The 13,995-nt window shown below is 66.9% G+C and carries 14 protein-coding genes; 13 read left to right on the top strand and 1 reads right to left on the bottom strand.

Translation table 11 applies throughout. From position 1 onward, the window contains the following. Positions 1 to 113 precede the first annotated feature (113 nt). The 3 genes from ybgC (at position 114) to J0J10_RS18990 (ending at position 2,046) form a co-directional block, all read left to right on the top strand. A complete protein-coding gene (gene ybgC, locus J0J10_RS19000) occupies positions 114 to 569 on the top strand; it encodes a tol-pal system-associated acyl-CoA thioesterase (RefSeq protein ID WP_291648234.1) in 456 nt (151 codons plus the stop codon). A gap of 57 nt (positions 570 to 626) precedes the next feature. Further along, positions 627 to 1,274: a TetR/AcrR family transcriptional regulator gene (locus J0J10_RS18995; protein ID WP_291648232.1), complete on the top strand. Its 648-nt coding sequence runs from the start codon at positions 627 to 629 to the stop codon at positions 1,272 to 1,274. A 319-nt stretch (positions 1,275 to 1,593) separates the two neighbouring features. Next, positions 1,594 to 2,046, top strand: coding sequence for a DUF2852 domain-containing protein (locus J0J10_RS18990; RefSeq protein WP_291648229.1), 453 nt, complete (start codon positions 1,594 to 1,596; stop codon positions 2,044 to 2,046). Positions 2,047 to 2,061: 15 nt separating this feature from the next. Here the strand turns inward: J0J10_RS18990 and J0J10_RS18985 are convergent, their stop codons facing one another. Then, positions 2,062 to 2,382, bottom strand: a complete 321-nt coding sequence (locus J0J10_RS18985; RefSeq protein ID WP_291648227.1) for a hypothetical protein — start codon at positions 2,380 to 2,382, stop codon at positions 2,062 to 2,064. Positions 2,383 to 2,524: 142 nt separating this feature from the next. On the opposite strand from J0J10_RS18985, the gene tolQ reads away from it, so the two are divergent. From tolQ to J0J10_RS18935, 10 genes are all read left to right on the top strand, one after another. Beyond that, on the top strand, positions 2,525 to 3,238 hold the full coding sequence (tolQ, locus tag J0J10_RS18980) for a protein TolQ (RefSeq protein WP_291641444.1): 714 nt from the start codon (positions 2,525 to 2,527) through the stop codon (positions 3,236 to 3,238). Positions 3,239 to 3,250: 12 nt separating this feature from the next. Further along, on the top strand, positions 3,251 to 3,697 hold the full coding sequence (tolR, locus tag J0J10_RS18975; protein WP_291641446.1) for a protein TolR: 447 nt from the start codon (positions 3,251 to 3,253) through the stop codon (positions 3,695 to 3,697). Between the two features lie 46 nt (positions 3,698 to 3,743). Next, on the top strand, positions 3,744 to 4,865 hold the full coding sequence (gene tolA / locus J0J10_RS18970) for a cell envelope integrity protein TolA (protein ID WP_291648225.1): 1,122 nt from the start codon (positions 3,744 to 3,746) through the stop codon (positions 4,863 to 4,865). A gap of 56 nt (positions 4,866 to 4,921) precedes the next feature. Beyond that, the gene (gene tolB, locus J0J10_RS18965) at positions 4,922 to 6,235 is read left to right on the top strand and encodes a Tol-Pal system beta propeller repeat protein TolB (RefSeq protein WP_465247225.1); all 1,314 of its coding nucleotides are present in this window, start codon (positions 4,922 to 4,924) and stop codon (positions 6,233 to 6,235) included. 326 nt (positions 6,236 to 6,561) lie between these two features. After that, a complete protein-coding gene (gene pal, locus J0J10_RS18960; RefSeq protein WP_291648223.1) occupies positions 6,562 to 7,062 on the top strand; it encodes a peptidoglycan-associated lipoprotein Pal in 501 nt (166 codons plus the stop codon). A gap of 121 nt (positions 7,063 to 7,183) precedes the next feature. Then, positions 7,184 to 8,107 (top strand): tol-pal system protein YbgF, encoded by a 924-nt coding sequence (ybgF, locus tag J0J10_RS18955; protein WP_291648221.1) that lies wholly within the window; start codon positions 7,184 to 7,186, stop codon positions 8,105 to 8,107. Continuing rightward, a complete protein-coding gene (gene tilS / locus J0J10_RS18950; RefSeq protein ID WP_291648219.1) occupies positions 8,104 to 9,162 on the top strand; it encodes a tRNA lysidine(34) synthetase TilS in 1,059 nt (352 codons plus the stop codon). The genes ybgF and tilS overlap by 4 nt, the downstream gene beginning before the upstream one ends. A gap of 111 nt (positions 9,163 to 9,273) precedes the next feature. After that, complete coding sequence (gene ftsH, locus J0J10_RS18945; protein WP_291642592.1) at positions 9,274 to 11,199, top strand: ATP-dependent zinc metalloprotease FtsH; 1,926 nt, start codon at positions 9,274 to 9,276, stop codon at positions 11,197 to 11,199. A gap of 225 nt (positions 11,200 to 11,424) precedes the next feature. Further along, the gene (glmM, locus tag J0J10_RS18940; RefSeq protein ID WP_291642591.1) at positions 11,425 to 12,768 is read left to right on the top strand and encodes a phosphoglucosamine mutase; all 1,344 of its coding nucleotides are present in this window, start codon (positions 11,425 to 11,427) and stop codon (positions 12,766 to 12,768) included. Positions 12,769 to 13,091: 323 nt separating this feature from the next. Continuing rightward, a complete protein-coding gene (locus tag J0J10_RS18935) occupies positions 13,092 to 13,991 on the top strand; it encodes an outer membrane protein (protein ID WP_291648217.1) in 900 nt (299 codons plus the stop codon). Positions 13,992 to 13,995 lie beyond the last annotated feature (4 nt).

Below are 13,995 nucleotides of genomic sequence, written 5' to 3'. Positions count from 1 at the left end.
GATAACCCCGGGGTCCCGGTCGGGTTCCGCACCGGCATGCACTTGACAGGATGATCCGGAAACTGCTCGGCACGGTGGGCACGTCACCCAGCAAAGGACCAAGCCAGCTCGCGATGACCGATTTGCAGCCCAGGCCCGCCGACCATAAGTCCGCCGACCACAAGCCCGCCGGCCACCGGATCTCCGTCCGCGTCTATTACGAGGACACGGACTTCTCCGGCGTCGTCTATCACGCCTCCTATCTGCGCTTCATGGAGCGCGGCCGTACCGAGCTGATCCGTGCGCTCGGGATCGAGCAGCGCGAATTGTTCGACGGGGATGCGGCGCTCGGCTTCGCGGTACGGCGCATGACGATCGATTTCGTCCGACCGGCGGTGATGGACGACCTCTTGACGGTCGAGACGGTGCCGACCCTGGCGCGCGGCGCCACCATGGAGCTCGATCAGCGCATCCTGCGCGGCGAGGAGGTGCTGATCACCGCGCAGGTCAAGGTCGCCTGCGTCGGCGGCGGCAAGGCGCGACGCATCCCCGACGTGCTGCGGCAGAGGCTCGGGCTGGAGATCGTCTGACCGGGCCGGCACGGGTTGGCATCGACGCTCGCCGGTCACCATGTTAGGGCCGCTAACATGAGCTGGAAACGCAACGAGCCCGAGCAGCCGCGCGGCTACCATCACGGCAATCTCAAGGAGGCGCTGGTGCGCGCCGCGCTCGGCCTGATCGGCGAGAAGGGGCCGAACGGCTTCACCTTCGCCGAAGCCGCCCGGATGGCCGGTGTCAGCCCGGCTGCGCCCTATCGGCATTATCGCGACCGCGACGAGTTGCTGGCGGATGTCGCGGCGCGCGGCTTCGCCGCCTTCGAGGACGCCTTGGCGAAAGCCTGGGACGAGGGCAGGCCCGATGTCGAGACGGCCTTCCACCGGCTCGGCCGGGCCTATCTCGCCTTCGCCCACGATCAGCCGGCTTTCTATTCGGCGATGTTCGAGGCCGGCGTGCCGCTCGACGCCAGCCCGGAACTGCGCAATGCGGCGGAGCGCGCCTTCCAGCAATTGCGGCAGGCGGCCGAGACGCTGATCTCGGCCTTGCCGCCGGGCAAGCGGCCGCCGGCGCTGATGATGGCGCTGCATATCTGGGCGATGTCGCACGGGGTCGCGGCCCTGTTCGGACGCGCCGATGGCGGCCGGCGCCCGCTGCCGATGTCGGCTTCCGACCTGCTCGAGGCGGGCATGCTGATCTATCTCAAAGGGCTCGGCCTGCCGCCTGACAAGGCCGGCTGAAGCTCGCCCGCACATCTTCAGATCATCGACGTCCCGAACGTAGCGAAGCGCAGATCCGGGAGCCATTCCGGGGTCTTCTTCAAAAAGGTTCCGGCATGGCTCCCTTATCGGCGCCGCCGACGCGGCTTGTCCGGCAAACCGAGTTGATGGCGGGCCGGGAAGGTGCCTGCGCAAAAATTTGTGTCCCTCGCCTTGAAAGGCTTGGCAGCTGCGGTCAGATATGTGAATGTGATTTACATTCACACGATCGGCGCTCGCCGATCGGGGAGGTTGGCCGGCAGCGGCATCCGTCGCTGCCATTCAGTTTCGAGAGGGATCGATGCCGATCGTCGCCAAGCTTGATGAATACGGAAAGGGAGCCTGGCTCGCATTCGCTGTGCTCGGCTTCATCGTCTGGTGGCCGCTGGGTCTGGCGACCCTGGTCTTTCTGTTTGGGAGTGGACGCATGGGATATGGTTGCGGACAGGCGCGCTACGAGCACCGGATGAGCCGCCTGCAGGACAAAATGGAGCGCCTGCGCGACCGCATGGGTGGCGGGCAGGGCTGGGGCCGTTCCGGCTTCGGCGGCGGCTGGGGGCGCGGCCCTTCCAGTGGCAACCGCGCCTTCGACGAGTATCGCGAGGAGACGCTGCGTCGCCTTGAGGATGAGCAGCGCGAATTCCAGGACTTCCTCGGCCGGCTGCGCATGGCCAAGGACAAGGCCGAGTTCGACGAGTTCATGAGCGAGCGCCGCCGGGGCACGCCGGAGGCCGAGGCAGGCGCCAGCGCCTGATCAAGCCCGAGATCATCAGCAGTCATCGCGGCCCGCCTCGTCACCGAGGCGGGCTGTTTGCTTTTGCCGACTTACGAGTCGCTTCCGGTTTCTTGCGGCCGGAAGATGAGGAAGGTCGAGCGTCTGCCTCAGATCGGTGCCGCAGGCCTCGGCAAGGAGGCGGAAGGTGCCGCCGCCGCGTGCGGGAAACGCCGCCGCCGATTCCGGCGCACCGTATTGATTCGCCGCCCGGCGCCAGCGCCATAACCCGATGTTAACCACGAGGATTGTTAAGGTTGACCGGGCCTTAATCCGAAACAAGGCCTTTGGCGCGCCGAATATCGTCGTTTGGCCCATCTTTCGCCGGATTCAGCGGCGATTGGTTCTGACGGCATATCCCCGGAGCGCAGATCGGGCGGCGGCGCGAACTTCGCGGCGCGTCTAGCGGGCTGTGCGGAGTCGGTCGGATTTCGCATCGGCCAGGCAGAAGGATGACAGGATGAACCCCGCCGCGGAGGTTGCGCAGGTCGCGCCGCAGATCGACATGTCGTTCTGGTCGCTGTTCTGGCACGCGCATTTCGTCGTCAAGATCGTGATGATCGGACTCTTGGCCGCGTCCGTCTGGTGCTGGTCGATCATCGTCGACAAGACCCTGCTCTACCGCCGCACCCGCCGCGACATGGACGCCTTCGAGGAGGTGTTCTGGTCGGGCCGCTCGCTCGAGGAGCTTTATCGCGAGCTCGCCAACCGGCCGGTCAGCGATATGGCCGCGGTCTTCGTCGCGGCGATGCGCGAATGGAAGCGCTCCTTCGAGAATGGCGGGCGCTCGGTCGCAAGCCTGTCGCAGCGCATCGACAAGGTGCTCGACGTCACCATCCAGCGCGAGGCGGAGCGGCTGGAATCGAAGCTGCTGGTGCTTTCCACCATCGCTTCGGCAGCTCCGTTCATCGGCCTGTTCGGCACGGTCTGGGGCATCATGAACTCCTTCACCGCGATCGCGGTCTCGAAGAATTCCTCTCTCGCCGTCGTGGCGCCGGGCATTGCCGAGGCGCTGTTCGCCACCGCGATCGGCCTGTTCGCCGCGATCCCCGCGCTGATGGCCTACAACAAGCTGCAGGCCGAGGTCGCCAAGGCGCAGAACCGGCTGGAAGCTTTCGCCGACGAGTTCTCCGCGATCCTGTCGCGGCAGATCGACGAACGGCTGGCGGCTTAAGGAGCGGCGCGGATGGGAATGTCAGCCGCAGCCGGCGCCAGGGCCGGGGGACGTCGCAGCCGCCGCCGGCGGCACGGCGCCATCGCCGAGATCAATATGACGCCGTTCATCGACGTCATGCTGGTGCTTCTGATCATCTTCATGGTCGCCGCGCCGCTGATCGCGACGGGCGTGCCGATCGACCTGCCGCAGACCGGCGCCAAGCCGATCAATGTCGACCAGAAGCCGATCACCATCGCAATCGACGACAAGGGCCAGATCTTCCTGCAGGACCAGCCGACGCTGGAGCCCGACCTCGTGCAGAAGCTGCAGGCGATCGCCAAGCAGGGCTTCGACGACCGGATCTATGTTCGTGGCCACAAGCAGGTCGACTACGGCCGCGTCGCCTCGGTGATGTCGACCATCACCAGCGCCGGCTTCAAGCGCGTGGCGCTGGTCACCGAGCCGAGCACGCACTGAGCAAGAGGATGCTGCCGCGTTGATGGTTTCGCGTTCCGAACCGGGCTTGGCGGTTTCCGCCCTGGGCCACGCGTCCTTCCTGGTCGCGGGGCTGCTGGCGTTTTCCTCGCCGAACCCGCTGCCGGAGCATATGGAGGCGATCGCCGTCGAGGTGATCGACCCGTCCGCGCTGAACCAGGTGACGCGCGGCGAGCGCCAGGCCGAGAAGGTCCAGGAGCAGCCGCAGCAACGCGCCGAACGCCAGTCCGAGGTGGTCGAGCGCAAGGAGGCCGGAGAGGCCAAGCACGACACGCCGGCGCCGCCCTCGCGTCCGCCCGAGCTCAAGGTCGCCGAGGAGAATGTCGCGGCGCCGCTGCCGCCCTCGCGGCCGACGCCGAAGCCGACCCCGCCGGCCGAGCCGGTGAAGCAGCCGCCGCAGAAGACCGAGCAGGCCGCGGCCCGCGAGGCCGAGCAGCGCCGCGAGGAGCTGGCGAAGCTGGCCGAAGAGGCCGAGCGCGAGAGCAAGGCCAAGCAGGCCGAGGAAGAGGCCAAGGCCGCCGCCAAGGCGAAGGCCGAAGCGGAGGCGCAGGCCAAGGCTGAGGCCGCCAAGCTCGCCAAGGCGAAGGCCGAAGCCGAAGCCAAGGCCAAGGCGGAAGCCGAGCATAAGGCCAAGCTCGCGGCGGAAGCCAAGGCGAAGCGCGAAGCGGAGGCCAAGGCCAAGCGCGAGGCCGAGCTCGCCAAGAATTTCAATCCGAATGACATCGCCAAGCTGCTGCAGTCGAAGGAGCAGGCGCAGTCCTCGGGCTCGAGCGCGCCGCAGATCAACCGCACCGCTTCGCTCGGCACCCAGACCGGGACCTCGCAGAAGCTCTCGCCCTCGCTGAGGGCGCAGCTGATGGGCATCATCCAGGACCAGTTGCAGAAGTGCTGGAACGTGCCGATCGCGCTGCAGAGCTCGCAGAAGCCGGTGGTGCCCCAGGTCCGGATGAAGCTCAATACCGACGGCTCGCTGCTCGGCCAGGCGAGCGTGACCAATTCCTCGTCCGACCCGCTCTTCCGGGTCGCGGCGGATTCGGCTCTGACGGCGACGCGGCGCTGCTCGCCGCTGCGTATTCCCGCTCAGTTTGCCGCGTATTATGACGATTGGCGTGATGTCGTCGTCAATTTCGACGCAAGGGACGTGCTGTGACCGCGATCGACCGCTATCCTCTCCCCATCATCCGGACGGCGCCGTGCGCGCCCGGGCTGACGCGCCGCCATGCCTTGGCTCTCGGCGGCGCAGCACTCGCCGGCACGGCCTTGTTGCCGGCCGCGGCGCGCGCCGAGCTGGTCATCGACCTGCGTAAGGGCACCTTCCAGCCGATGCCGATCGCGATCGCCGATTTCGCGGGCGAGGGCGGGGTCCAGGTTTCGGGCATCATCACCAATAATCTGAAGCGCTGCGGCTATTTCCTGCCGATCGAAAAGGCGCGCCATCCCGAGAAGAACCCGCCCTTCGACAGCGTGCCGCAATTCGAGGCCTGGAAGAGCGCCGGCATCCAGGCGCTGGTGACGGGCCGCGTCTCGCGCGACGGTGCCGGCCGCCTCAAGGCCGAGTTCCGGCTCTGGGACGTGCTGACGGGCCAGCAGATCGACGGCCAGCAATACTTCACCGATCCCAATAATTCCCGCCGCGTCGGGCACATCATCTCGGATGCGGTCTTCACCAAGGTCACCGGCGTCGGTGGCTTCTTCGACACCCGCGTCGTCTTCGTCGACGAGTCCGGGACGAAGGAGAACCGCCGCAAGCGCCTCGCCATCATGGACCAGGACGGCGCCAATGTGCGCTATCTGACCGGCGGCGAGACCGCCGTGGTGACCCCGCGCTACTCGCCCGTGGCGCAGGAAGTCACCTATATGGCCCAGCGCACCGGTGAACCGCCGCGCGTCCATGTGCTCAACATCGAGACCGGGCAGCGCCAGGTCGTCGGCAACTTCCCCGACATGACGACGAGCCCGCGCTTCTCGCCCAATGGCGCGCGCATCGCACTCAGCCTGCAGCAGGGGGGCAATGCCAATCTCTACGCGATCGACATCGGCTCGCGCACCACGACGCGACTGACCTCGACCCCGGCGATCGACACCTCGCCCTCCTATTCGCCCGATGGCGCGCAGATCGTCTTCGAGAGCGATCGCGGCGGCTCGCAGCAGCTCTATCTGATGGGCGCCGGTGGCGGCGAGGGCAAGCGCATCTCCTTCGGCCAGGGCTCCTATTCGCAGCCTTCATGGTCGCCGCGCGGCGATCTCATCGCCTTCACCCGTCAGGGCGGCGGCGCCTTCTCGATCGGCGTGATGCGGCCCGACGGCTCGGGTGAGCGCATCCTGACCGAGGGGTTCCACAACGAGGCGCCGAACTGGGCGCCGAACGGCCAGTACATCATGTTCTTCCGCGATCCCGGCGGGCAGTCCGGCGGTAAGCTATACATGGTCGACATCACCGGGCGCGTCGAAGTGCCGGTGCCGACACCGGCCTTCGCCTCGGACCCGACCTGGTCGCCCCTGCTCACCGCGGCGCGCTGAGCAGGGCGGGGAGAATCCGGGGGGTCTGCGCCGGCGCAGTGCTTGGGCCGGGGGATCTCCGCACGGACCGCGGCGGCAGGCAGGCCGCTTTCAGCGGTGCCGGTGCGTTTTCAGGACGCGGCTCGGCCAGCCGCAGCATGTCTATGGTACATTTTTGCCACAGGCGGGTGAATGCAGTAGATGGTGGCGTTTTGTTAACCATGCGCCGCAATGCCGCCACTTCGCCTTGGTTTGGCAAGGTCTCGTTTAGGTTGATACATCATTGATTGCAGGACGTGCGACGCCGAAAAGGCGCGTCCTCGCCTTGGAAAGCCCGGAGAAACATTATGCTCGCGTCCTTCGCCGCCAGCGCGCGCACCGCGCGCTTCGCCGTCGCCATGCTGGGCGCGCTCGCCCTCGGCGCCTGCGCCAAAGACCAGAATGCCGATGGCTTCGGCGCTGGCGGAGCGGCGACCCCGGGCAGCGCTCAGGACTTCGTCGTCAATGTCGGCGACCGCGTGTTCTTCGAGACCGATTCGACCGATCTGACCCCGACCGCCGTGGCCACGCTCGACAAGCAGTCGGCCTGGCTCGGGCGCTATCCGCGCTATAATTTCACCATCGAGGGCCATGCCGACGAGCGCGGCACCCGCGAATACAACTATTCGCTCGGTGCCCGCCGCGCCCAGACGGTGCGCGACTATCTGGCTTCGCGCGGCATCCCGGCCAACCGGATGCGCACGATCTCCTATGGCAAGGAGCGCCCCGTCGCTGTCTGCAACGATATCTCCTGCTGGTCGCAGAACCGCCGCTCCGTGACCGTGCTCGACGCCGGCGCCGGCGTCTGAGGTTCCCTCCGGGACTCGAGAGGGCCGGCGCTTCCCGAGAGGAAAGCGCCGGCCCTTTCACATTTTGGCCGTGGTATCGCGGTGTGATAGGCTCTGGTTTCGACGTAGGGCGGTTTGCTGGATGATGATTGGGTCGAGAATCTGCGTTTCCTCTGCGAAGCGACGGGGTGTTCTTCATGGCGTCGCCGCCGCGGCGCTGGCCTTTGTCGTCGGCGTCGGGGCGCTGCCGGCCTCTGCGCAGGATGCCGCCGACCTGCTGGTGCGTACGACGCGGCTCGAGAACCAGCTGCGCCAGCTCTCGGGCCAGATCGAGCAGTTGCAGTTCGAGAACCGGCGCCTGACCGAGCAACTCCGGAAATTCCAGGAGGATGTCGACTTCCGGTTTTCCGAGCGCGGTGGCGCGCGTTCCGGCGCCGCGCCGGCCTCGCCGCCGCCCCAGCCATCGCGCCAGCGCCGCGGCGACGCCTTCGATCCCGCGGCCAATCCGAGCGCGGCCGGTGCGCCGCGCCGGATCGGCGAAGTGATCGACGATGATTTCGCCGGCAGCTCCACGGCAGGGCAGGGGCCGCTCGATATTTCCGGCGTCGGCCGTCAGCCGCAAGGCGCGCTGCCGCCGGCCGCGCCGCGTGGTCCGAGCGTCGCCGCCGCCGGTCAGGCCGCCAGCCCGCGGGAAATCTACGACGTCGCCTATGCCCATGTGCTGCGCAAGGAATATGAGCGGGCCGAGATGAGCTTCCGCGAATTCCTGCAGAGCTATCCGCGTGACCGGCTCGCGCCCGACGCGACCTTCTGGCTTGGCGAGAGCTATTTCCAGCGCCAGCGCTATCGCGAGGCCGCCGAGCAGTTCCTGAAGATCTCGCGTGATTATCCCAAGGCCGGCAAGGGCCCCGACAGCCTGCTCAAGCTCGGCATGGCGCTGAACGGCCTCGGTGCCCGCGACCAGGCCTGCGCCACCTATGCCAAGGTCGGGATCGATTATCCCGGCGCCTCGAACGCGGTGCGCAAGGGTGTCGAGCGCGAGCAGAAGCGCGCCCGCTGCGCTTGAGCGCGGCGCTGCCTGCCGCCGCCGCGCCGGCGGCACTCTCGGAGGCCGAAGCGGAGGCGCTGTTCGCGCCGCTGGCCGCCGAGGAGCGTCTGCTGGTCGCCGTGTCGGGCGGCCCCGATTCCATCGCGCTGCTCGCCCTGCTCTCTGACTGGGCGAAGGCCCTTGCGGGGCGGCCCGCACTCCATGCCGCGACCGTCGATCATGGCCTGCGATCTGAGGCCGCTATGGAGGCGTCTGCGGTCGGGCGTCTCTGCCGCGGCCTCGATGTTCCCCATGCCATCATCCGTTGGGAGGGCGAGAAGCCCCGCTCGGGCCTGCAGGAGCAGGCACGGCTGGCGCGCTATGCGCTGCTCGCCGAGCAGATGAGGGCGCTTGGCGGGGGCGTCATTGTCACCGCTCATACGCTCGACGACCAGGCCGAGACCCTGCTGATGCGGATGGCGAAGGGTTCGGGCCCTGGCGGCCTTTCCGGCATGCGCGCGCGTACCGTCAAGGAAGGCGTGCCGCTGGTCCGTCCGCTGCTCGGGGTCGCGAAGGCGCGCCTCGTCGCCACCTGTCTGGCACGCGGTCTCGATCATGCCAGCGATCCGTCGAACGAGGATTCGAATTTCACCCGCGTGCGCTGGCGCAGGCTGATGCCGCTATTGGCGGAGGAGGGGCTGACATCGGCCCGGCTTGGCCAGCTCGCGACACGAATTGCACGAGCGGAACAGGCGCTGGATCAGCGTATGGCGGCCTTGCTGCCCGCCTTGTCGACGTGGGGTGAAGACGGTTTGCGGCTCGATTTTGCGGCCCTGTGCCGCGAGCCGGAGGAGATGATCATCCGCGTTCTGGGGCGAGCGCTGGCGGCGTTCCAGCCGGATGTCGCAGCGAGGCCCGACATGCGTCTCGAAAGACTGGAAAGCTGTGCTCTCGCCCTGGCCGAGGCGGTGCGAGATGGCCAACCGCTCCGACGCACGCTCGCCGGCTGCGTGCTGCGGCTTGCCGGCGACGGGGTCCTGACCGTAACGCGCGAGCCGCCGCGGCGACGCGGCGTTCACCCTGCGGCGGAATGAGGCGGGCAAAACGCAGCCTTCCCTTGGCAAAAAGGGCAGAGGCTCCTAGATTAGACCGTGAATATCTCAGGCTCGTCCGGCACTTCCGCTGGAGAGCGGATCGGAACCCTGATGAATCCGAATTTCCGAAATTTTGCCCTCTGGGTGGTGATCTTCCTGCTGGTTCTGGCGCTGGTCACCCTGTTCCAGAGCCCGAGCCAACGGGTCAGCACCAATGAGATCCCCTACAGCCAGCTGATCAACGAGTCCGAGGCCGGGCGTATCACCAATGTCGTGGTGGCCGGTCAGGAGATCACCGGCACCTTTTCGGATGGCCGCAGTTTCGTGACCTATGCGCCCTATGGCGACCCGGCCCTGCTGAAGACGCTGGCGCAGAAGGGCGTTCAGGTCTCGGCCCGCGCTCCGTCCGAGGGCACGCCCTGGTTCATGGCGCTGCTGGTCAATTCGCTGCCCTTCGTGATCTTCATCGGCCTGTGGATCTTCATGTCCCGCCAGATGCAGAACGGCGCCGGCCGCGCCATGGGCTTCGGCAAGTCGAAGGCGAAGCTCCTCACCGAGGCGCATGGCCGCGTCACCTTCGAGGACGTCGCCGGCATCGACGAGGCCAAGGAGGATCTGCAGGAGATCGTCGAGTTCCTGCGCGATCCCCAGAAGTTCCAGCGCCTCGGCGGCCGCATCCCGCGCGGCGTGCTGCTGGTCGGCCCTCCGGGCACCGGTAAGACGCTGACCGCGCGCGCCGTTGCCGGCGAGGCGAACGTGCCGTTCTTCACGATCTCGGGATCGGACTTCGTCGAGATGTTCGTCGGCGTCGGCGCATCCCGTGTCCGCGACATGTTCGAGCAGGCCAAGAAGAACGCGCCCTGCATCATCTTCATCGACGAGATCGACGCCGTCGGCCGTCATCGCGGCGCCGGCCTCGGCGGCGGCAATGACGAGCGCGAGCAGACCCTCAACCAGCTCCTGGTCGAGATGGACGGCTTCGAGCCGAACGAGGGCGTGATCATCATCGCCGCGACCAACCGCCCCGACGTGCTCGACCCGGCGCTGCTGCGTCCCGGCCGTTTCGACCGCCAGATCGTCGTGCCGAACCCAGATGTCGCCGGCCGCGAGAAGATCCTGCGCGTGCATGTGCGCAAGGTCCCGCTCGCTCCGGATGTCGACCTCAAGGTGCTGGCCCGCGGTACGCCCGGCTTCTCCGGCGCCGACCTGATGAATCTCGTCAACGAGGCCGCTCTCCTCGCCGCCCGTCGTGGCAAGCGCATGGTCACGCATCTCGAATTCGAGGACGCCAAGGACAAGGTCATGATGGGCGCCGAGCGCAAATCGATGGCGATGTCCGAGGAGGAGAAGAAGCTGACCGCCTATCACGAGGCCGGTCACGCCATCGTCGGTCTCTATGTCCCGGCCGGCATTCCTGTCCACAAGGCGACGATCATCCCGCGCGGACGCGCCCTCGGCATGGTCAAGTTCCTGCCGGAGGGGGATCGCTACTCGATGAAGTTCAAGGAGTTCACCTCGCAGCTCGCGGTCGCCATGGGCGGGCGCGTTGCCGAGGAGATCACCTTCGGCAAGGAGAACATCACCTCCGGCGCGACCGGCGACATCCAGCAGGCGACCAAGATGGCGAAGGCCATGGTCACGCAGATGGGCTATTCGGAGGAGCTCGGCCTGGTCGCTTATGGCGACAATCAGGAGGAGGTCTTCCTGGGCATGTCGATGGGCCGCAGCCAGAGCATCTCGGAATCGACAGCGCAGAAGATCGACAGCGAAGTCCGCCGCCTGGTCAATCAGGGCTATCTCGACGCCAAGGAGATCCTCAGCAAGCACCATGACGAGTTCGTCGCGGTGGCCGAGGCGCTGCTCGAGTTCGAGACGCTGACCGGCGACGAGATCCGCGACCTGATCGCCGGCAAGCGCCCGATGCGCGATACCGACGACACGCCGCACGCTCCGCGCGGCTCGGCCGTGCCGAGCGCCGGCAAGGGCCGCAAGCGCGACGAGCCCGATGCCGGTCTGGAGCCGCAGCCGCAGGCCTGAGGCGGTCTTCAGGAGAACGAAATCGGGCGGCCCATCGGGCCGCCCTTTTCTTCGAGAGGGGCAGGCTTCGGAAGGCTCTGCTCGGAGGTTTCCCTCGAAGGCGTCCATGGCGGCGCAGGGCGGATACGTTTCGTCACAATTTGTGAGGAGATGAGCGGGCTTTCAGCCTGTATGACCGCACAAGGTAATGTCGAGCCTGCAAGGCTCCAGGGAAGAACTTCGACCATGACACGCAAATACTTCGGCACCGATGGCATTCGCGGCCGCGCCAATGGCGTGATCACGCCGGATCTGGCGCTGCGGGTGGGCCAGGCGACCGGTCTTGCCTTTCGCCGCGGCGAACACCGCCATCGCGTCGTGATCGGCAAGGACACGCGGCTGTCGGGCTACATGATCGAGAACGCGCTCGTCGCCGGCTTCACCTCGGTCGGCATGGACGTCCTGCTCCTGGGGCCGATGCCGACGCCCGCCGTCGCGATGCTGACGCGCTCGATGCGTTCCGATCTCGGCGTGATGATCTCCGCCTCGCACAACGCCTATGAAGACAATGGCATCAAGCTGTTCGGGCCGGACGGCTACAAACTCTCCGACGAGGTCGAGTCCGAGATCACCCGGCTGATCGACTCCGATCTCGGCAAGCAGCTTTCGGCTTCGCCGGCGCTCGGGCGAGCGAAGCGCATCGAGAGCGCCGACGCCCGCTATATCGAATTCGCCAAGCGCACCTTGCCGCGCAATCTCAGCCTGGAGGGGCTGCGCATCGTCGTCGACTGCGCCAACGGCGCCGGCTACAAGGTCGCGCCCGAGGCGCTCTGGGAACTCGGGGCCGAAGTCATCGCCATCGGCGTCGAGCCGGACGGCTTCAACATCAACCGCGATGTCGGCTCGACCAAGCCGGAGGCGCTGAGCCAGAAGGTTCGCGAGCTGCGCGCCGATGTCGGCATCGCGCTCGATGGCGATGCCGACCGCGTGCTGATCGTTGACGAGAACGGGCAGGTCGTCGATGGCGATCAGCTGATGGGCGTGATCGCGCGCAGCTGGCAGGAGGACGGGCTGCTTTCGGCGCCGGGGATCGTCGCGACCGTGATGTCCAATCTCGGGCTTGAGCGCTATTTGGCTGGGCTGGGCCTGTCGCTGGCCCGCACCGCCGTCGGCGATCGCTATGTGCTGGAGCATATGAGGGCCAATGGTTTCAATCTCGGCGGCGAGCAGTCGGGCCATATCATCCTCTCCGATTATGCGACGACCGGCGACGGGCTGGTCGCGGCGCTGCAGCTGCTGGCGGTGGTGAAGCGCAAGGAGAAGCCGGTTTCCGAGGTCTGCCATTGCTTCGAGCCGCTGCCGCAGATCCTCAAGAACGTCCGCTACAAGCAGGGACGGCCGCTGGAGGAGAAGCCGGTGGTCAGCGCGATCAAGGCCGCAGAGCAGATGCTGGGCGAGAGCGGGCGCCTGGTGATCCGGCCCTCCGGCACGGAGCCGGTGATCCGGGTCATGGCCGAGGGCGATGATCGCGACCTGGTCATGCGGGCGGTCGACGAGGTCGTGGAGGCGGTGGCGAAAGCCGCGGCCTGAACCCGGCTTTCGTTTCGCCGCGTCTTCCGTCGCCGCGAACCAGACAGGGCTGCAAATCACGGCAGCGCCGGAGCCATGCGCAAGGCTCCGGCGCTTCTTTGTCTCGTGGCCCCCGGGCCGGCCCGGTATTCGGCGCGGTCAAGCATGGCCAAAGGTGATGTGGCCGAGAGTCTGAGCTCCGGGGCGCTGCAGCACTCTCGTTCACGCAAAAGTAGGGTTAGGTTTTAAGGTTAAGTGTCGTTTAAGAAATCAATGGCAAGGTCTTCCCATCGGTAACTCGCGCGAGCTGCGTTCCGCCTGCGCAAACACGAAGGAACCCTGCCATGGGCAGCCTTAAAACCCTAGCGCTCGCCGGCGCCATGGCTCTGGGCGCTTCCGCCGTCGCCAAGGCTGCTGATTTCCCGGTCGCTCCTCCGCCGCCTCCGCCGGAGCCCGTCGCGCTGCGCGGCACGCTTTCCTCGGGCATCTATCTGCGCGGCGATGTCGGCGTCGGCATCACCAGCATCGGCAAGTACGAGCAGGACGATCTGCGCAATGCGGGCGGAGTCTTCATCAGCGAGGGGGATCGCACGACGACCTTCTTCGCCGGGCTCGGTCTCGGCTATCGCTTCAACAACTGGTTCCGCATCGACGGTACGCTCGAATTTCGCGGCGGCGGCGAGGCCAGCGCCACGGACAGGTGGGACTACACCAACAACTTCGGCCGGCCCGGCATCCTGACCAACACCTATAAGGGCAATGTCAGCTCGATGGTGGCGCTGTTCAACGCCTATGTCGATCTCGGCACCTGGAACTGCCTGACGCCCTATCTCGGCGCCGGTATCGGCGTGGCGCAGAACCGCGTGACGGGTCTCACCGACCAGGGCGCCAACTGGATCGATCCCACCGGCGAATACGCCGCGATCATCCAGCCGACGCTCGGCACGGCCGGCAGCGGCTCGAACACCAACATGGCCTGGGCGCTGATGGCCGGTGTCGGCTACGAGGTGAACAAGAACCTGACCCTCGAGCTCGGCTACCGCTATCTCAATCTCGGCGACGCCCATTCGGGCCGTCTGGTCAATGCCTTCACCGGGCAGATCCAGGGCCCGCTGAAGGTCAAGGACATCGATAGCCACGACATCCGCATCGGCATGCGCTGGAATTTCGGCGACCCGGATTGCTGCGGCCCGAAGGAGCAGCCGATCTACGCGCCGGCCACCCACGTCGTCCGCAAGTACTGATCCG

The sequence above is a fragment of the Allobosea sp. genome, assembly GCF_017308075.1.
Classification (GTDB): Bacteria; Pseudomonadota; Alphaproteobacteria; order Rhizobiales; family Beijerinckiaceae; genus Allobosea.
This window is presented reverse-complemented; position numbering and strand designations above follow the sequence as displayed.